Origin of the sequence: Staphylococcus succinus (genome assembly GCF_029024945.1) — a bacterium.
Lineage (GTDB): Bacteria > Bacillota > Bacilli > Staphylococcales > Staphylococcaceae > Staphylococcus > Staphylococcus succinus.
Window position 1 is genome coordinate 1,783,782 of sequence record NZ_CP118976.1, and the last position, 20,500, is coordinate 1,804,281.

General features: G+C 33.7%; 17 protein-coding genes, 1 tRNA gene and 1 pseudogene. 2 read left to right on the forward strand and 17 right to left on the reverse strand.

The features are described from left to right. Positions 1 to 74: 74 nt before the first annotated feature. A complete protein-coding gene (locus PYW31_RS08660) occupies positions 75 to 314 on the reverse strand; it encodes a hypothetical protein (protein ID WP_046836154.1) in 240 nt (79 codons plus the stop codon). Positions 315 to 1,161: 847 nt separating this feature from the next. On the opposite strand from PYW31_RS08660, the pseudogene PYW31_RS08665 reads away from it, so the two are divergent. Further along, positions 1,162 to 1,290: pseudogene (locus PYW31_RS08665) on the forward strand (site-specific integrase); the annotation flags it as partial. A 51-nt stretch (positions 1,291 to 1,341) separates the two neighbouring features. Here the strand turns inward: PYW31_RS08665 and PYW31_RS08670 are convergent. From PYW31_RS08670 to zapA, 13 genes are all read right to left on the reverse strand, one after another. Further along, positions 1,342 to 1,415 (reverse strand) — tRNA-Arg (locus PYW31_RS08670). 212 nt (positions 1,416 to 1,627) lie between these two features. Beyond that, entirely contained in the window at positions 1,628 to 2,137 is a 510-nt protein-coding gene (locus tag PYW31_RS08675; protein ID WP_046836153.1) for a YfcE family phosphodiesterase, read from the reverse strand. Next, the gene (locus PYW31_RS08680) at positions 2,137 to 2,718 is read right to left on the reverse strand and encodes an XTP/dITP diphosphatase (protein ID WP_046836152.1); all 582 of its coding nucleotides are present in this window, start codon (positions 2,716 to 2,718) and stop codon (positions 2,137 to 2,139) included. The genes PYW31_RS08675 and PYW31_RS08680 overlap by 1 nt, the downstream gene beginning before the upstream one ends. Positions 2,719 to 2,734: 16 nt before the next feature. Continuing rightward, a complete protein-coding gene (gene racE / locus PYW31_RS08685) occupies positions 2,735 to 3,529 on the reverse strand; it encodes a glutamate racemase (RefSeq protein WP_046836151.1) in 795 nt (264 codons plus the stop codon). Between the two features lie 212 nt (positions 3,530 to 3,741). Further along, positions 3,742 to 4,569 carry a succinate dehydrogenase iron-sulfur subunit gene (gene sdhB / locus PYW31_RS08690; RefSeq protein ID WP_046836150.1) on the reverse strand — a complete coding sequence of 276 codons (828 nt, stop codon included), beginning with the start codon at positions 4,567 to 4,569 and terminating at the stop codon, positions 3,742 to 3,744. A 2-nt stretch (positions 4,570 to 4,571) separates the two neighbouring features. Then, complete coding sequence (sdhA, locus tag PYW31_RS08695; protein ID WP_046836149.1) at positions 4,572 to 6,335, reverse strand: succinate dehydrogenase flavoprotein subunit; 1,764 nt, start codon at positions 6,333 to 6,335, stop codon at positions 4,572 to 4,574. A 42-nt stretch (positions 6,336 to 6,377) separates the two neighbouring features. Then, on the reverse strand, positions 6,378 to 6,989 hold the full coding sequence (locus PYW31_RS08700) for a succinate dehydrogenase cytochrome b558 subunit (protein ID WP_046836148.1): 612 nt from the start codon (positions 6,987 to 6,989) through the stop codon (positions 6,378 to 6,380). Positions 6,990 to 7,328: 339 nt separating this feature from the next. Continuing rightward, positions 7,329 to 9,116, reverse strand: coding sequence for an excinuclease ABC subunit UvrC (uvrC, locus tag PYW31_RS08705; protein ID WP_046836147.1), 1,788 nt, complete (start codon positions 9,114 to 9,116; stop codon positions 7,329 to 7,331). A gap of 178 nt (positions 9,117 to 9,294) precedes the next feature. Further along, positions 9,295 to 9,609, reverse strand: coding sequence for a thioredoxin (trxA, locus tag PYW31_RS08710; protein WP_046836146.1), 315 nt, complete (start codon positions 9,607 to 9,609; stop codon positions 9,295 to 9,297). 81 nt (positions 9,610 to 9,690) lie between these two features. After that, positions 9,691 to 12,036, reverse strand: coding sequence for an endonuclease MutS2 (locus tag PYW31_RS08715; protein ID WP_046836145.1), 2,346 nt, complete (start codon positions 12,034 to 12,036; stop codon positions 9,691 to 9,693). 9 nt (positions 12,037 to 12,045) lie between these two features. After that, complete coding sequence (gene polX, locus PYW31_RS08720; RefSeq protein WP_046836144.1) at positions 12,046 to 13,758, reverse strand: DNA polymerase/3'-5' exonuclease PolX; 1,713 nt, start codon at positions 13,756 to 13,758, stop codon at positions 12,046 to 12,048. 93 nt (positions 13,759 to 13,851) lie between these two features. Then, entirely contained in the window at positions 13,852 to 14,373 is a 522-nt protein-coding gene (locus PYW31_RS08725; RefSeq protein WP_046836143.1) for a CvpA family protein, read from the reverse strand. Further along, on the reverse strand, positions 14,370 to 14,639 hold the full coding sequence (zapA, locus tag PYW31_RS08730) for a cell division protein ZapA (protein ID WP_046836142.1): 270 nt from the start codon (positions 14,637 to 14,639) through the stop codon (positions 14,370 to 14,372). Before zapA ends, PYW31_RS08725 begins: the two co-directional genes overlap by 4 nt. Positions 14,640 to 14,943: 304 nt before the next feature. Here zapA and rnhC point away from each other — a divergent pair, with 304 nt between their 5' ends. Next, positions 14,944 to 15,873 (forward strand): ribonuclease HIII, encoded by a 930-nt coding sequence (gene rnhC, locus PYW31_RS08735; RefSeq protein WP_046836141.1) that lies wholly within the window; start codon positions 14,944 to 14,946, stop codon positions 15,871 to 15,873. A gap of 73 nt (positions 15,874 to 15,946) precedes the next feature. On the opposite strand, the gene pheT is transcribed toward rnhC, so the two are convergent. The 3 genes from pheT to PYW31_RS08750 form a co-directional block, all read right to left on the reverse strand. Next, the gene (gene pheT / locus PYW31_RS08740) at positions 15,947 to 18,349 is read right to left on the reverse strand and encodes a phenylalanine--tRNA ligase subunit beta (RefSeq protein WP_046836140.1); all 2,403 of its coding nucleotides are present in this window, start codon (positions 18,347 to 18,349) and stop codon (positions 15,947 to 15,949) included. Beyond that, a complete protein-coding gene (gene pheS, locus PYW31_RS08745; protein ID WP_046836139.1) occupies positions 18,349 to 19,407 on the reverse strand; it encodes a phenylalanine--tRNA ligase subunit alpha in 1,059 nt (352 codons plus the stop codon). The genes pheT and pheS overlap by 1 nt, the downstream gene beginning before the upstream one ends. Before the next feature lie 342 nt (positions 19,408 to 19,749). Next, the gene (locus tag PYW31_RS08750; protein ID WP_046836138.1) at positions 19,750 to 20,490 is read right to left on the reverse strand and encodes a TrmH family RNA methyltransferase; all 741 of its coding nucleotides are present in this window, start codon (positions 20,488 to 20,490) and stop codon (positions 19,750 to 19,752) included. Between the last annotated feature and the right edge of the window lie 10 nt (positions 20,491 to 20,500).

Genomic DNA, 20,500 nt, shown 5'->3' on the forward strand with positions numbered 1-20,500 from the left:
AAAACCAATTGATAGCAACGCTTCCCCTTTAATACGAAAACTCGTATTACTTTTGTTCACACAATACAAGAAAATTATTTTTTAATAAAACTGCGCACTACTCTTACAGCCATAGAAACTGTGGGTATAATCATTATTAATAAAACTAAATAATAAATATCGACTACTGTATTTTCCCAAGTAATAGGAACAAATAATCCAGAAACCATAATTAAAACTAACACTGCTATATTTATCACAATACACCAAATTAAATTTATTAGGCTTGAAGTTCCTTTATAATCGAATGCGTTTTTCCAATAATTAATATACATAAATTTTCTCCTTAAAAATATGATTGTACATATCATTCAAATAGAACATTAAACAAAAAAATAGAGCAAGCGTGAGAAGGCTCGCTCTTTAAGAAAGTTGTAAAATAAAAAAGTATAAATAACGAGATGTACACCACATAACAGTGCACAATTAAAATATAACAAATTATTTCTCCTAGCTCAACTAGTAATTAACAATAGTAAAATACCACATTGACAGCGCCTTGAATAATCACTAACTGAAATTATCCACCATCTATCCTACTCTATGAATTCTTTTCTTGAATATAACTCACTCCATTTATTGTTACTTAATTGCGTTTTTTTATTGTTCTGATCTCACATGCTATTCTGAGATTGTAGCAAAACGTACGTTTGCAAGTCTAAATCAAATAGGACAAACACTTAACTGTGCCTGCCCTTATAGTGCATATAATTTAAATATAACATTAAAAAGGTAGACGAATCCCCACACGTCTACCTAAATATATTAGAGCTAATTTAGTAACAATAAAGCAACTATAATTAGTGCTCTATTTAATTACCCTTAATTATATTTTTAAAACAAAAAATACCACCCTCCAAGGGAGAGGGCGGCTTAAAAATGAAGTACCTTAAGTACTTCACAAAACAATAATATTACAAACAACTTAATTGTTCAATACTTTTAGCTAAATTTAAAGTTTTTATTTTTCTTTATCTATACTATAAAGTTTTCTCTTCTTTTTATATACGCTTCGATATCTTTTATTGCCTATAATATTTACTAGAAATACCCTACTTTGGGATATTAAAACGAAAAAGAATTTGATATAAAAGATGAGATCACGCCTTATGCATTAAGGTACACACTAGTTATCTTATTAATAAAAGATTGGGAGACAAAAGTATAGCCATTAAATTGGATATTTATAAACATTTACTTGATGAACAAAAAAAAGAGCAAGGTCAACGTGTCAGAGAATCATTCTCTTAACACTTATTTGACACTTGCTCTCTCGAATCGTTGATGTATCAACGGGTATAGTGTCCTGGGAGGGATTCGAACCCCCGACCGATGGCTTAGAAGGCCATTGCTCTATCCAGCTGAGCTACCAGGACTTAACGTTTTTCAAGACAAATATAATTATATCTAACTTAGTACTATAAAGCAATACTCAATACGTTAAAAATAAATATGATTTTTCACTATAATAGTCTTTTTATCTTATTTATAGTATTATGTTCAAAATCTTTTTTGAATATTGTCTGGAAATGTCATAAATGCGCTAAAAAAAGCATATTCACAGTGTCTTGAATATGCTTTGAATGTGTTAAATCGTGAACGTTTCACTTTCTATCACTTCATGATTACGATTTCGGAAGTTTAATATTGCACTTTGCTGCGCTTCATCAATTAATAATTCTGCATATGTTTCTTCAATATCACTCCGGGATTGTGAAATACTACCTGGATTAATGACATGTATACCGCCAATAATCTCGTGTTTTGCTACATGAGTATGCCCGTAAAAAGCAAAGCTACATTCTAAAGCTTTAGCTTGCTCAGCAAGTCTCATTCTTGTGCGATTTACATTATATAAGTGGCCATGCGTATAATATGCCTTAATATTATTGATTTTAACAGTTTCTTCAATTGGAAATTCTGGATAGAAATCTGTATTTCCTTTTACTCTATAGAAATGACTCAACTCACTATCGTCATAAGCGAATTCAGAATCTCCTAAATGAATTGCTACGTCTAAATCTTCGTGTTGATTAATAATGTTAAATAGAACACCTTGTTCAGTATGGTTGTCACTCACTATAATCCATTTTGTCATTATTGCTCATCCTTTAAATAATGGCGTAACTGTTCTATCGCTTTACCCCTATGACTAAGTTCACTTTTTTCTTCTACAGTTAGTTGAGCCATTGTTTTATTTTTTTCAGCTATATAGAATATCGGATCGTAACCAAATCCATTGTCCCCTATCTTACTTAAAGTTATTTCACCTTGGACAGTACCTTTAAATTGGACAGTTTCTTCTCCTGGAGCACTCATACTTATGACACATACAAATTGTGCATTGCGATTTGCAGTGTCACCTAAGTTTTTAAGTACTCTATCTATATTTGCTTCATCATCTTTGTCTATACCCGCATAGCGTGCAGAGTAGACACCTGGCTCTCCATTTAAAGCAAATACTTCTAAACCACTGTCATCAGCAATCACACGTTTATTTAATGCTTTGGCTGCAGCTTCAGATTTTAGTTTAGCATTATCTTCAAATGTCTCTCCTGTTTCTTCTACATCAAAACCTTCAATAATTTCACTAATACCTATCACATTATATTCTGGAAAAATAACTTTGAAATCATTAATTTTGCCTTTGTTATTCGTCGCAATTACAATATCTTCCATCATTATATCTCCTTACTTAGATTTCTATTTGTTCTACTTTCACTTTCATGTGAAGCCATTCTTCAATAATACTTTCGATATGTTCCGTATCGCCTGTAGCAAAAAACTTATGGGCTGGTTTTCTTTTATAACCAGCATGTTCATTACTGAATGTTAATAACGCACTCACTTCCCGTGCTGTTTCTAAACCAGACGAAATGACAACCTTTTCTCCACCAAAATAATCATTAATATATTGATATAGCAATGGATAGTGGGTACATCCTAAAATAACTGTATCCGCATCACTATTTCTCCACTGTTTAAGCGTTTGATGCATAATAATACTGGTAATAGTTGGATCTTTATAGCGCATTTGTTCAACTAAAGGGACGAATCCTGGACAGGCAACACCTGAGACTTCAACATTAGGATTTATATTTTTAATATGATGTCTATATGCTTCAGATTTTATTGTACCTTCTGTACCTAAAATTAAAACATTTTTATTTTTAGTCGTCATAATTGCAGTTCTAGCTCCAGGTTCTATTACGCCGATAACGGGAATCGCTAGCAAATTTTGTAAATGATTCAACGCAACAGCTGTAGCTGTATTACAAGCAATCACTAACATTTTAATATCAAATGTCATGAGTTGTTCAGCCAACTCTGTTGTAAATTGCCTTACTTCAGATCCATCTCTTGGACCATAAGGACATCGTTTAATATCCCCTAAATAATAAATTGTTTCATTTGGAAGTTGACGCATAATTTCTTTAGCAACCGTTAATCCGCCTACTCCTGAGTCGATTACACCAATTGGTTTGTCCATAGTCAAATTCATCCTTACTTATTTACTTGTAATTTATTTTAGCACAGTAGTGATTTCAAAATCATTTATCACGATTGAAATAAAGGTTTTTATTATATATATAATATCTACTGGCTTTAATCATATTGTAATCCTTATTATATTATGTACAAAAAATGGGCTTAACATCTGTTCACCACAAATGTTAAGCCCTAATTTAAAATGATCGTCCATTAATTAACTTGGTGATCTGAACCAAAGAATGATTTGAACATATGGAAAGATGTTTCTCTATTTAATGCTGCAATAGATGTTGTCAAAGGAATCCCTTTAGGACATGCATTGACACAGTTTTGAGAATTTCCACACTCTTGTAATCCGCCACCGCCCATTAATGCATCTAGGCGTTCGTCTTTAGTCATTGAGCCTGTTGGATGTAAATTAAATAATCTTACTTGAGAAATCGCTTGTGCTCCAACGAAATCATTATTACTTGTAACATTTGGACAAACTTCTAAACAAACACCACAAGTCATACATTTCGATAATTCATACGCAGTTTGGCGTTTTTTCTCTGGCATACGTGGCCCTGGACCTAAATCATAAGTACCATCAATTGGGACCCAAGCTTTCATTCGTTTTAAGTTGTCGAACATTCTTGTACGATCTACTTGTAAGTCACGAATCACTGGGAATGTATTCATCGGTTCAAGTTTAATAGGTTGTTCTAATTGATCAACGATTGCAGAACATGATTGTCTTGCTTTACCGTTGATAACCATTGAACATGCGCCACATACTTCTTCTAAACAGTTCATATCCCAAATAACAGGCGTTGTTTTTTCACCTTTACTATTAACTGGATTACGTCTAATTTCCATTAAACATGCGATAATATTCAAATTTTCTCTATAAGGAATTTCAAATTCTTCTTCATAAGGTTTTGACTTATCATCATCTTGACGCTTAATTATTAGTTTAATTGATTTCTTTTTGTTTTGTTGTTGCTCACCTTGAACATCTTGTGTCGGAGTATCATTTACTTTTTTAGTTTCTGCCATGATTATTTACCTCCTTTAGACTTCGTAGAATAGTCGCGTTTACGAGGTGGAATTAAACTTACATCGACGGGTTCGTATGTAAATTTAGGTGCTTCAGTTTTTCCTTGATAAGATGCTAAAGTAGTTTTCAACCATTCTTCATCATTTCTTTCAGGAAACTCTGGTTTGTAATGTGCACCACGAGACTCGTTTCGGTTGTATGCACCGATTGTAATAACGCGGGCTAATACTAGCATATTCCATAATTGACGTGTGAAGAATACAGCTTGGTTACTCCAAGTTTGAGTATCTTCAATATCAATATTTTGATAACGTTCCATCAATTCAACAATTTTTTTGTCTGTTTCTAATAAACTCTTATTCTCACGAACCACAGTAACATTCGCCGTCATAATTTCACCAAGTTCTCGATGAAGTTTATAAGCATTTTCAGTACCTTTCATGTTCAGTAAATAATCAAATTGCTCTTGTGCATCCTGAACATGCTTCTCAAAAAGACTTTCATCTAATTCGGTATATGACTTCTCAATATTTGAGATATAGTCAATAGCATTTGGACCTGCGACAGTACCACCATAAATAGCTGATAATAAAGAATTAGCGCCTAAACGGTTACCACCATGTTGTGAGTAATCACATTCGCCTGCTGCAAATAAACCTTTGATATTTGTCATTTGATCAAAATCAACATACAAACCACCCATTGAGTAATGTACTGCTGGGAATATCTTCATTGGGACTTTGCGAGGGTCATCGCCAGTGAATTTTTCATAAATTTCAATAATACCGCCTAATTTAACATCTAACTCATGTGGATCTTTATGTGATAAATCTAGATAAACCATGTTCTCACCATTGATACCTAATTTTTGGTTAACACATACGTCGAAGATTTCACGGGTCGCGATATCACGAGGCACCAAGTTACCATAGTCTGGATACTTTTCTTCTAAGAAGTACCATGGTTTCCCATCTTTATAAGTCCATATACGGCCACCTTCACCACGTGCAGACTCACTCATTAATCTTAATTTATCATCACCAGGTATAGCCGTTGGATGAATTTGAATAAACTCACCATTCGCGTACTTAGCACCTTGTTGATAAACGATTGAGGCTGCTGATCCAGTATTAATCATTGAGTTAGTTGTCTTACCAAATATGATACCTGGACCACCCGTTGCCATAATAACTGCATCTGAACCAAAGGATTCAATTTTTGCTGTTGTCATATTTTGCGCAACGATACCTCTTGCCATATTGTCATCATCTTTAATGATTCCTAGGAATTCCCATCCCTCATATTTTGTTACGAGGCCGTCTACTTCAAAACTACGAACTTGTTCATCTAAAGCATAAAGTAATTGTTGTCCTGTTGTAGCGCCAGCATATGCTGTTCTATGATGTAATGTACCACCAAAACGTCTAAAATCTAATAACCCTTCATTTGTTCTATTGAACATGACACCCATGCGATCAAGTAAATGAATAATCTGTGGTGCTGCTTCTGTCATCGCTTTAACAGGTGGTTGATTCGCTAAGAAATCTCCGCCATATACAGTATCATCAAAGTGAACTGTTGGAGAATCTCCTTCACCTTTAGTATTGACCGCTCCGTTGATGCCACCTTGTGCGCACACAGAGTGTGAACGTTTAACAGGAACAAGCGAGAATAAATCTACATGTGCACCTTGTTCAGCTGCTTTAATTGTTGACATAAGACCAGCAAGTCCGCCTCCGACAACAATAACTTTCTTCTCTGCCATAAATTGTCACTCCCCTAAATATATATCAAAGACTTTTCTAAATTATAAAAATGCAAGAATAGCACTTAAACCGATGTATGATACTACTAAAAATACGATAAGTGAAACCCAAGTGAAAATTTGTTGTGATCTTTTAGATTGTAGTACACCCCATGTTACTAAGAATGACCATAAACCATTCGCAAAGTGGAATGTTACTGATAACATACATACAATATAAAAAATCAACCATAATGGATTTGATACAATATCGTGTACCATGTCGTAATTTACTTCATGGCCTAATGCACGTTGGATACGTGTTTGCCATAAATGAATAGCAACAAATACAAACGTTAAAATACCAGTGATACGTTGTAATAAGAACATCCAGTTTCTAAACTTAGAATAATGTCCTACGTTTTCTTTTGCCGTGAAGGCAATATGTACACCATAAACTGCGTGATAGAAAATCGGAATATAAATGACTACAAATTCCAATACAATTAAAAAAGGTAAAGATTCCATAAATCCGGCTGCCTTGTTAAATGCATCAGCACCTTTAGTCGCTTGATGATTAACAAGTAAATGAATTAATAAGAATCCACCTATTGGTATCACGCCTAATAATGAATGTAAGCGTCTTAAATAGAATTGATTTTTCGAATATGCCAAAAGGAGGCCCCCCTGTGAAACAATTGATTTTTTTGGATTTCCTTTTCTTTCAAGTGAATTAAGCTATTCTATTTATCATTAAAAACCATTAAGATAACAAGTTATTCCACCATAATATGTTTACTGCAACAAAATAATTTACTCAATTATATTTAGCAGAAAAGTATATCCTGATTTAAAATTACATATTTTCTATAATACTAAGCATTAATGATAATATCTCTCAATTAGAAAACGCTTCCAATCACAAGTAAAAAAAAGATTTCCTGTTATTTGTTATTGTAACACTAAATTATAAAGTTTTGGGTATGAGAATGATTCTCATACCTAAAACTTTTGTCACTGTTTATCACTCAAAGCTTGATGTAAATTTTGAGCGACATTCTGAGGTAAACCTGCCACTTTAAGGTCTTCAATACTAGCCGCCTTCATTTTTTTTATTGAACCAAAAGTGCGTAGTAATTTGGTCTTACGTTTAGAACCAATCCCCTCTACAGTATCCAACACTGACTGGAGGCCTGTCTTTTGACGTGTTTGTCTATGGAAAGTAATCGCAAATCTATGCACTTCATCTTGAATTCTCTGTAATAAATAAAAAGCTTGGCTATTTTTCTTTAATGGAACAATTTCGGCACTTTCACCATATAATATTTCAGAAGTTTGGTGCTTATCATTTTTACGCAACCCTGCTACGGGTATATCTAAGCCGAGTTCATTTTCTAAAACATCCATAACGCCATTCATATGTCCTTTACCACCATCGACAATAATTAAGTCTGGTAAGGGCGTCCCTTCATTTAATACTCGAGTATAACGTCTGCGCACGACTTCTCTCATTGATTTATAATCATCTGGACCTTCAACGGTTTTAATTTTATATTTGCGGTAGCCTTTTTTATTGGGCTTACCATCTATAAATGAGACCATTGCTGAAACAGGATCGATTCCTTGAATATTAGAATTATCAAAAGCTTCAATTCTTATTGGTGTTTGAATACCCATATAGTCGCCTAATTCTTCTATTGCTTTAACAGTACGTGACTCATCTTTAGAAATTAACTCAAATTTATTTTCTAAAGTAACTTCTGCATTATGATTTGCTAAATCTATCATTTCTTTCTTTTTACCTTTAATCGGTTGTACGATTTTGGTATCAACTACAGATTGAATAATATCACGATTTAAATGATTAGGTACATGTACTTCTTTGGGCAATAAATGTTGATTCAATTCATAGAACTGTCCAATAAAGGTATAGAACTCTTCTTCTGCAGTCTGTTGAATCGGAATCATCGTAGCATCTCTTTTAATCATATTACCTTGTCTAATAAAGAATACTTGAATACACATCCAACCTTTGGAGACACTATAACCAAAAACATCTCTAATCGTATTATCTGAAGTCGTGATTTTTTGTTTCTTAGTTAAATTGTGAATATGTTGAATTAAATCTCTATATTCTTTTGCTCTTTCAAAATCTAATGTTTCACTTGCTTCTAGCATCTTCTGTTCTAAATTTCTCAATATCGTTTTATCTTCACCATTTAGAAAATCGGTAATTTCTTTTGTCATTTCTGCGTATTTATTTAACTCTACTGGGTAAACACAAGGTCCTAAACATTGACCTATATGATAGTATAAACATAATTTATCCGGCATTTTATCACATTTTCTAAATGGATATATCCGGTCTAATAACTTCTTAGTCTCTTGTGCAGAATAAGCATTAGGGTACGGGCCAAAGTATTTGCCACTCCCCTTTTTTACTGTACGTGTCACTATTAATCTTGGGTATTTTTCTTTAGTTATTTTAATAAATGGATAACTTTTATCATCTTTGAGTAAGATATTATAGCGTGGTTGGTATTGTTTAATTAAATTTAATTCTAGAAGTAAGGATTCTGTTTCACTTGAAGTTACAATAAATTCAAAATCACGAATTTCCCCAACCAAACGTGTCGTTTTTGCATCATGTGCACCAGTAAAATATGATCTTAACCTATTTCTTAATCGCTTCGCTTTACCTACATATATCACTTGGTCATTGCGATCTCTCATTAAGTAACAACCAGGCTCCATTGGTACTACTGTCAATTTTTGTTTGATTTGTTCTTGATAAGTTTCCACGCCAAATCCCTCCTTCCAATTATTTTACAATTCAACACTTCATCCACTACTAAAAACTATGGATATCACTTCATCTACATTATATATGTACTCATTCATAATTAACAATGGATTAAAACACTACAAATTGAAAACTGGGACATTAAATAAATTAATGTCCCAGTTTCATGGTAGATGCTTATAAGTATTTATCTAATACTTCTGCTAAGTTTTCTTTAGGTTGGAAGCCTACTACTTTATCTACTGGTTCTCCATCTTTAAATACGATTAAAGTTGGAATACTCATAACTTCAAATTTAGCAGCTGTTGATGGATTTTCATCTACATCTAATTTTAAAATGTTAGCTTTACCATCATAGTCTCCTGCTAATTCTTCTAATACTGGAGCTATCATCTTACAAGGGCCACACCATGTTGCCCAAAAATCTACTAAATTAACACCTGATTGAATATTTTCATCAAAGTTTGAATCTGTTACTTTTACGATTGCCATAAATGCCAATCCTCCTTAAATTTCAAATGATGAAGAAATTATAACAGACTTTATATTATTCTGCATACCTCTTGCTCACGATTATTTTAATTCTGCTACGGTAACACCAAATCCACCTTCGCTTGGCATTCCGCTTCTATATGATGACACACTTTTGTGACGTTTTAAATGATTTTGTACGCCTTTTTGTAAAGCGCCTGTACCTTTCCCGTGAATAATGTAAACTTGTTCATAATTACTTAGTACCGCTTGGTCTAGATATTGGTCGACAGCAACCATTGCTTCATCATAACGATAACCACGTAAATCCAATTCCATTTTAATGCTTTGTCTATTTTCACGTTTAATCATTTTAGTTGGTTGCTCTTTTGTTTTTTTAGTTTTCTCTAAATCTTCTATAGGTAATTTCATTTTAATGATACCCATTTGTACTACAGCTTCATCATTACCTATCATTTCTAGCACTTCACCTTTTTGTCCATATGTGAGTACTTTAACTTCATCACCAGCTTTGATTTCATCCCATTTTTTCTTTTGTATATTTTGTTTAATAGATTTAGCTTCATATCGGTCATCAAGTTGTTTTTTCTTATCAATTAATTCATGTTCTTTTACATCTGCACCTTTTTTATCTCTGAGTTCACGTAATTCTTTTAATATTTCATCTGCTTCTTTTGTAGCTGATTTCACGCGCTGATTCGCTTTTTCTTTAGCTTCTTCTAGCAGTTGCTTTTCTTGATTTTGATATTTTTCATATTGTTTAGCTAACGATGCGTGGGTGTCTTGTGCTTCCCTCAATAAATGATCTAATTCTATACGCTGTTCATCCACACGTTTAGAATTATGTTCAAGAGATGCAATCATTTCATTAATCTCTTGCTCATCCTGACCAATCATTGATTTGGCTTTTTGAATAACCTTCATATTTAATCCTAATTTTTTTGAAATATCAAATGCATTTGACCGACCTGGTACACCCATTAATAATTTATAAGTAGGACTTAATGTTTTCACATCAAATTCTACACTCGCATTCATTACACCCTCTCTATTATAACTATAAGCTTTTAATTCAGGGTAATGGGTTGTAGCCATGACAAGAGAACCTATGTCATGTACATGATCTAATATACTCATAGCTAAAGCTGCACCTTCACTAGGATCTGTCCCTGCACCGAGTTCATCAAAGAGAATCAAGCTATCACGCGTCGCATGTTTCAAAATCTCTACAATGTTCTTCATATGTGATGAGAAAGTAGACAGTGATTGCTCAATAGACTGTTCATCACCGATATCACAATATACATTTTCAAATATACTTAATTTACTTCCATCTAATGTTGGAATGAGCATGCCTGATTGGGCCATCATAATAATTAAACCTAGCGTTTTTAATGTAACAGTTTTACCACCCGTGTTAGGACCAGTAATAATTACTGTTTCTATACCATCAGCAAACTCAATCGTATTCGCTACTACTGTGTTTCTGTCTAACAAAGGATGAAACGCTTTGGGTAAGTATACTGTTCTTTCCGTCGTGAATTCTGGCTTAGTTCCTTTGATAGAACGTGCGTAACGCGCTTTTGCAGTTAGGAAATCAATTTGTCCCATAATAGACTCTGACACTAAGCATGCATCAGCTTCTTCAGCGACTTGGCCTGTAAGTTCAGTAAGTATGCGTTCACGTTCTACTGCTTCATCATTACGTAAACGACTAATTTGGTTACTCATTTCTACGATAGATGATGGCTCAATGTACAATGTTTGTCCAGAAGCAGATTGATCATGTACTATACCATTAAAGTCTTGGCGATACTCAGCTTTAACTGGTATAACATTGCGCTCGTTACGTACAGTTATGATTGCATCAGATAGTTTTTTTTGATTGGCCTGACTTTTTACTATTTTATCTAAATTTTGCTTTATTCTTTGTGTAGCGCTGGAAATCTTACTGCGTATACCTTGCAATTCATAACTCGCATTATCAAACAAATCATATGCATCACATTTTTGATGAATGTTTTGATATAAATCGGATAAAATTGGCAATTGTTCCATTCTATCATTGAGAATTGGATAATTTAAATCTTCTTCTTCTAATAAACTATTATAAAAAGTTTTATACTGATTTTGTATTTGTATCAATCTTTTAATTAAATTCAATTCACTTACATTTAAAACGCCACCAATTGTTGCTCTATGAATAAGTGGTGAGATTTTAGCCAAACCACTTAGACTTGGCATGCGATGTTTGTTATAAATTTGTGAGATTTCATCTGTTTCATTCATTTGAAATTCAATAGTGTGAAAATCAGTCGCTGGTGTCATCCCTTTAACTTTTTCTATACCTATATCACTCATCGTTTCTTTTTCAACAAGTGCTTTTATTTTATCGAATTCTAAGACATTTAATGATTTCTGTCTCATACGATCCCTCTATTTCTTCATTTTAATATTATTTGTAATTAGCGATTTAAATGCCTCACGAGACATTGTATTAATCACTCTATCCTTTTTAACTAAACCTTTTTGTGCAGTAGCTACACCATATGCCATAAATTCTAAATGATCAATATGATGGGCGTCTGTATTAATCGTTAACTTCACATTAGGGTGCTTTTTCACAGTCTCCGCATTTAAATCTAAGCGTTTGGGGTTAGCATTAATCTCTAATATCGTATTGGTCTCTTCAGCAATTTCGCATAAACGATCAATATCAGGTTCATAACCTGGTCGTTTGCCAAGAATACGGCCTGTAGGATGTGCAATGTGTCTCACATATGGATTCCGACATGCGTTTTCTAATCGTTTCATAATTTCTTCTTGAGGTTGGTTAAAGCTTTGATGTATAGCTGCGATTACATAGTCCAATTGTGCCAATACTTCATCATCATAATCTAATCGACCATCTGGAAGTATATCCATCTCAATACCAGAATATATATCAATTTCATCATATTTAGCGTTAAGTGCTTTTATTTCTTTATTTTGACGTAATAACCGCTCTACTGACAAACCATTAGCTACTTTTAAGCTTTGAGAATGGTCTGTAATAACCATAAACTGTCGTCCTTTGGCAATATTAGCTAAGACCATTTCTTCTATATCAAATGCACCATCACTATACGTGGTATGCATGTGTATATCTCCATTAATGTCTTCTAATTTAATGATATCTGATAGATCTTTATCAAATTCGCTACCATCTTCTCTAATTGAAGGATTAATCCAATTCACACCAAAATGTTCATAGATTTCTCGTTCACTTTGATATTGTAACAATTCTCCATTCGCTTTTTCTATACCATATTCGCTTACTTTTTCATCATTTGCTTTTGCTAATTGGCGAATGCGAATGTTGTGATCTTTGGATCCAGTAAAATGTTGTAACGTATGATAAAACGCTTCTGGCTCTATCAATCGGAAGTCGACGCCTATCGTCTCGTCATCATAAGATAACTCTAAAGATACTTTAGTCTCTCCAACAGCCACTTCTTTTACTTTGTTTGGTATATCAAGTAATGCTTGTTGTACTTTTAGCGGCTGCTCGGTACTAATGATATAATCTAGATCCTTGCTCATTTCTTTAAAACGTCTAAAGCTACCGGCAACTTCAAATTGATCGATATCGCCTATAGTTTCTAAATAACCCTTAATCTCATAATTTAATCCACGCATTTGATCTATTGGATACTGATCTTTTTTTGCGCCTAATGCTTTTACTGCTTCTAATATATTTTGCTCTGTTTTTTTGGCAAAACCACTTAGTTCACTTACTTCACCCGCTTCACAGGCTTGTTGTAATGATTCTTTGCCATCAATGCCTAGCGCTTTATATAGCTTAGCTATTTTCTTACTACCTAAACCTTGAATTTTCAATAATGGAATTAATCCTTCTGGCACTTCTTGCTGTAACGCTTCTAGCGTAGATGATTTCTCTTTCTGACGATATTCATCTATAACCTCTCCAACACCTTTTCCTATGCCTTTTAATTCCGTAACATCTTCAATTTGATCAAGCGGTCGTTCATCTATTTCTAAGCTTTGAGCCGCTTTTCTGTATGCCGAAACTTTAAATGTATTTTCCCCTTTTAATTCCATATAAGTAGCTATTTTTTCTAATAATTGAATAATATCTTTTTTTGTCATTATCTTCACTCCATAAAAAAAGATCAAGACAAAATACTGTTATACGTTCATCAGTAAATCGATTATGTCCTGACCTCCTATATTTTAAAAACGCTATATATTCATTACAAATGTCGATACATACGGTATATGTATTACCATGTAGGTTGCAACAATTGACTCAGATAATTGTTGTTGTATGATTTCTAGTGGATACAATGCCACACCATATACTAATGTTGAAGTTATTATTATTGACGATATTACACTCATCACTACACCAATTATTCGACTTATTAAATGTAATGATTGATATTTATGTATATTATCAAATATGACGATAATACCATAGCATATCATTTTAGTGACAGTTGCTATAATTAAGAAAGCAATAATATGATCAAAACGTTGCTGTAGATTATCAAACTGCAGTGTATAATTCAAATCATATGCACGGGTTTTAGGGAATGGTACAAATAATTCTAACCGTTGTGAAATAACCATATATAATCGCTGTGCTACCCATAATGAAAATAGCGTCGAACATAAATGTATGCAACTTAACCATGCACCTCTTCTAAAGCCAATCATTCCAATATAGATAAAGATTAATACAACAATTAAATCAATAATCATTCTTCTTCACTATTTCGCAATTGTGCAATTTCTTGTTGCAAACGGTAATTTTCTTCTTCTAACTGTACTTTTTCGTGCATAATATTTACAGCCGTTAATATGGCCTTTCTCGTTGTATCTAGACCAGCACTTTTACTAGACAATTCTTTAAGTCTTTCATCAACTAAATGTGCGACATAACGGATATGCTCAGGATTGTCTTCACCGACAATTGTATAATGTTGATCATTGATAGTTACGTTAATCCGATTTTTAAACTCACCCATATTATAACTCCTGACTTTAATGTGTATTTCTGAATGTATTTTGGTTGAATCGCTTAGATTTATAGTTGTTAATTTAGAGTATTTATCACGAACCATTATACACGACTGAATATTATTTTGTAAGAGGTGTGATTTGTTATATTTGAAATATTTTAATTTTATTCCATTTAGCTAAAGTTAAATAGTCTTTTTCATATGCATGATTAATGTTATTGGCCAATAGTAGCTCACTCATTTATAGATATGATATGATAAACGTTATCTGAACAGATATTTAAGTCATTTAATAAAGTGAGGCCAAATCATGACAAATGTTGTACATAAATTAACGAATCAAGATATTCAACTGCTAATGTCAAAAATTCAATTTAATACAAATCAACTTCCTCAAGGAATGAAAGCTAAAACAAAATATAAAAGCACTTCTATTTCCATTTATAATTCGAATAAAGTTATGTTTCAAGGTAACGATGCTGAAGCGATAGCAGCTCAATTATTACCACATATTGCCCAACAAAAATCTCCATCGAAACCAACAAGTTCCAAACAAACGATACAGTATAATAAATATCAATGTATAGGTAGTGATGAAGCTGGTAGCGGCGATTATTTTGGACCGCTTACTGTTTGTGCCGCCTATGTATCTAAAAAAAATGTACAAGTGTTAAAAACACTGGGCGTGGACGATTCAAAAAAACTAACAGACCCTAAAATTATCGAACTCGCAGAACAACTCGTTACTTTTATACCTCATTCACTACTCACAATGCATAATGAAAAGTATAATGAAAAGCAAAAAGCTGGCTGGTCACAAGTGAAAATGAAAGCTGTCTTGCACAACGAAGCAATTAAAAATGTAACACAGAAAATTAACACCGATGAACTCGATTATATAGTCATTGATCAGTTTGCAGAAGCTGGCGTTTATAAAAGATATGCCCTCACTGACTTGCCTTTGAGTAATAAAACTAAATTTGAAACTAAAGGCGAATCTAAGTCAATCGCCATTGCTGCAGCCAGCATTATTTCACGCTATGCCTTTGTGAAAAATATGGACAGTATCTCGCAATCTACGCGCACCGAAATTCCTAAAGGCGCCAGCAACAAAGTTGACCTTGCCGCCGCCCGTATTATTGAACGCAAAGGTATCGATTACTTAGATTCAATTACTAAAAAACACTTTGCTAATCGAACAAAAGCGCTGAACCTTGTTCAAAAGAAACACAACAACTAAATAATTTAATATTATATTTCACAACTAAAAACCTTGGAAGCTCACTATATGGGCTCCAAGGTTTTTATTTTAGTTATCTAATTGTAGCACCTTGTGCTTGTAATGCACCCAAGATATCTTCGTGTACTGCATTTACTTTATCATCTGTTAATGTTTGTTGTGTGTCTAGATATGCCAAACGGATTGCGATTGATTTTTCATCTTCTGCAACATGTTCTCCCTCGTAGACATCAAATACTTCTGCATTTTGTAAAATATCTCCACCATGCTCGTGAATGACTTGAACTAATTTTGCAGATGGCATATTGCGGTTAACCACTAATGCAATATCTCTTGAAACACCAGGGAACCTTGGTATTGGTTGATAGTTAATATATCCAACAGAAACTGCCATTAATTTATCATAATTGAGTTCAAAAACGTATGTACGTTTTAAATCATTATCTTTTTCAGTTTGTGGATGTAACTCACCTACAAAACCAACAATTTCACCATTCAATTTCACTACAGCAGTTCTACCAGGATGTAGACCATTGATTTCTCCAGCTTCATATTCAAAGTTTATATCTAATTTTTCAGCAATACGATCTACAAATCCTTTAGCGACAAAGAAATCTATTGCTTCTTTTTTACCTTGCCACGCGTTGACTGTGTAATCGCCAGTTAAGATACCACTCAAGTATTCTACTTCATCTGGTAGTTCACCCTCACCGTTACCAAAGAATACACGTCCTAATTCATATAAGCGTACATCGTTATTTTTACGTGCAACATTATAAGCTGCTGCATCAATTAAATGTGGAATGAGACTTTGACGTAATGTTGAATGTGCTTCACTCATAGGCATTAATAATTCTATTGTTGAACGATTTTGTAAGGCAAAGTCTTTAGCTCTTTCTTTATCTACTAATGAATAGTTAATAGCTTGGCTTAAACCTGCACCCTCTAAGGTTGCTTTTACAATACGTGATTTAGACTGTCTATCTGTTAAAGCGCCATTGGTTACATCTTCAAAAACAGGTAATGTAGAAGGAATTTCATCATATCCATATATACGTGCAATTTCTTCTATTAAATCCTCTTTAATTGTAATATCTTTACGTCTTGATGGCACCATAACTGTCAGTACGTCTGAATGATTTGTTGTTTCAAAGCCTAATTGTACAAATATTGATTCAATATCAGTTGCCGAAAGTTCAAAACCTATTGTTTTATTCACTTTGTCTACTGATATTTCTATAGGAGTCACAAATTGACCTAAGTCACCTTCTGCAACACGTCCCTGCGAAACTGTTCCACCAGCATAACTTTGTAATAAATAACACGCTCTATCTACAGCTTCATCAACAAATTCTGTAGCAATACCTTTTTCAAAACGGCTAGATGCTTCACTTCTTAAATTTAATTTTCGAGAAGTATGACGGATTGACACTGGATCAAATATCGCGCCTTCAATAACTACATTTGTTGTATCTTCAGTCACTTCCGAGAAATCGCCACCCATAACACCAGCAATAGCAATCGGTGTTGTACCATTCGTTATAACAATATCAGTATCTTGTAAAGTTCTTTCTTGATCATCTAATGTTGTCATTGTTTCATTTGCCTTCGCTTGACGTACTTCAATTTGAGTAGAACCAATGTGATCTTTATCAAAGATGTGTAGAGGTTGACCATATTCTAATAATACATAGTTAGATATATCAACGACGTTATTGATTGGTCTGATACCCGCTTTAATCAAACGCATTTGCATCCATTCTGGAGAAGGTGCAATTGTCACGTTATTAACAACTCTAGTACTGTAATATGGTACTTTATCTTTATTTTGCACGCTGATATTGATTTCATCGGAAGTTTGTAATGAAACTTCATCACTTTGTGTTTCCGGCTTTGTCATTGGTACGTTATACAATGCCGCTGTTTCATAAGCAGTACCTATCATACTTAATGCATCTGCCCTATTTGGTGTTAAATCAAATTCCATCACTTGGTCATTTAAGTACAATGCCGTTAGCGCATCAGTTCCAGGTTTAACTGCAGATGAAAATACATAGATACCATTTTCAAATTGTTTAGGTACTAAGTTATTTGGGACGCCTACTTCTTGAAGTGAACAGATCATACCTTCTGAGCGTTCCCCGCGCAATTTAGCACGTTTAATTTTAACTCCGCCCGGTAACCTTCCACCTACCGTAGCAACAATTACTGTTTGACCTGCATCCACATTAGGTGCACCACACACTATTTGAACTGGTTCTGCTTCACCAATATCAACTTGGCAAATATTTAATTTATCAGCATCTGGATGAGGCGTCTTAGATTGTACATAACCAACTACTAATTTTTTAATGTCTTTTGTATAATCAATAATATCATCCACTTCGATACCCGTGCGTGTAATTCTTTCAGCTAAAACATTAACTGGTTGGTCAATATCTACATAGCTTTCTAACCATTCTTTTGAAATAAACATTAAATTTCACCTCTATCTTCTACAGCTTTAAATTGATTTAAGAAACGTACATCATTTGTATAAAAATGACGAATATCTTCTATACCATATTTCAACATTGCTATACGATCTGGCCCCATACCAAATGCGAATCCACTATATTTGTTAGGGTCAAAGCCTGCCATTTCTAAAACATTCGGATGTACCATGCCGGCACCTAAAATCTCAATCCAACCTGTTTGCTTACAGACATTACAACCAGCGCCACCACATTTGAAACATGAAACATCTACTTCTACAGATGGTTCAGTAAATGGGAAATAACTTGGACGTAAACGAATTTCTCTATCTTCACCAAAGAGTTGTTTAGCTAATAACTCTAAAGTACCTTTTAAATCGCTCATTTTTATATTTTCATCTACTACTAAACCTTCAATTTGCGTGAATTGATGGCTATGTGTCGCATCATCAGAATCACGACGATATACTTTACCCGGACAAAGAATCTTTACAGGACCTTCACCTTTACGTTGCTCCATTGTTCTTGCTTGGACTGGGGACGTATGTGTTCTCATAAGTGTTTCTTCAGTAATATAAAAACTATCTTGCATATCTCGAGCTGGATGTGATTTAGGTAAGTTTAATGCTTCAAAATTATAATAATCTTGTTCTACCTCAAAACCATCTACAATTTCATAACCTAGCCCTAAGAATAAGTCCTCTATTTCCTCTACAGTACGTGTTAAAGGATGCTTAGCACCAATAGATATTTTTCTACTTGGTAGCGTTACATCAATTTTTTCCTCCTGTAATTGTTGTTCTAATTGCTCATGGGCTAATAATTTACGACGTGATTCGATTTCACCTTCAATAGTTTGTCTTACTTCGTTAACTTGCTGACCATATGCTGGCTTTTCTTCATTTGGTAAATCTTTCATATATTTCATTAAACCAGTTACTGACCCTTTTTTACCTAAATATTTTACCTTAACATCTTGTAGTTCTTTTTCATTATGTGCCTCATTAATATCAATAATTGCTTGCTGTTTGATGTCAGCCATAGTTTCTGTTTGTGCCATACTTTGCCCTCCTAGTTTAATATACACTCATTAATTTTAAAATATACTCTCAAAATACAAAAAAAGACTTTCATCCCTTGAAACTGGGACGAAAGCCTTCCGTGGTACCACCCAAATTTATGCCTACGCATACACTTGTTGTCATTGATAACGGAAATGAAATCCGACTTAAATCTCTTTAAGTAACCAAAAAGGTGAAAAAAACTAAAAACAGCGGAACACCTCTCAGTCTCTGGATATTCTCCCTTCTACTACTGTATAAATTAGTTTACGTCTTTTTATCGGTTGTTATTCTCTTTGTCATAACATTAATTACATTATATACGATTTTTGATTACAGGGTCAACCTTTCAAATGATACATCACAATACTACCTGCAATGGCTACATTTAAACTCTCTGCTTTCCCATAAATAGGTATTGTCAAATTTTGAGTTGTTTTGTTTAACAAATCAGCATTTACACCTTCGCCTTCATTGCCTAAAAGAAGCGCAAAGTTATCCTGACTTGGTATTTGTTGATAAGGTAGCGCATTTTCTAATGCTGTTCCATAAACATTACCTTCAAAATGGTCAATAAACTCACTTAACTCCTGAGTAATAATTGGAATGTGGAATACACTTCCTTGGCTTGCACGTAACACTTTGTCTTGATATGGATCAGCCGTACCTTTTTCAAGTACGATAAGGTCTAACCCAGCAGCATCAGCCGTACGTATTAAAGTCCCTAAATTACCTGGATCTTGAATACAATCTACAAGCAATACTTGTTTGGCCTGTGTCGTTTCAGGAACTGGTTTTTCAATCACTGCAAAAAAACCTTGTGGTGTTACTGTACCAGATAAACTTTCTGCTACTTTAAGATTAATTTCAAACACTTCTTCAGCGTAAGTCATTAACCCCTCATCTAATCTTTCTACGTCAACTACAAACAATTGTTTAATTTTGACTGTACTTTGGTACGCTTCTTCAATCAGATGATAACCTTCAATAAGTGCTTGGCCAGTTTTATCTCTATCGCGTTTCTTTTTTAATTTATTTGCATTTTTAACTTTACTATTTTGAGCCGAAGTAATCATTTCCATAGCATAGCCT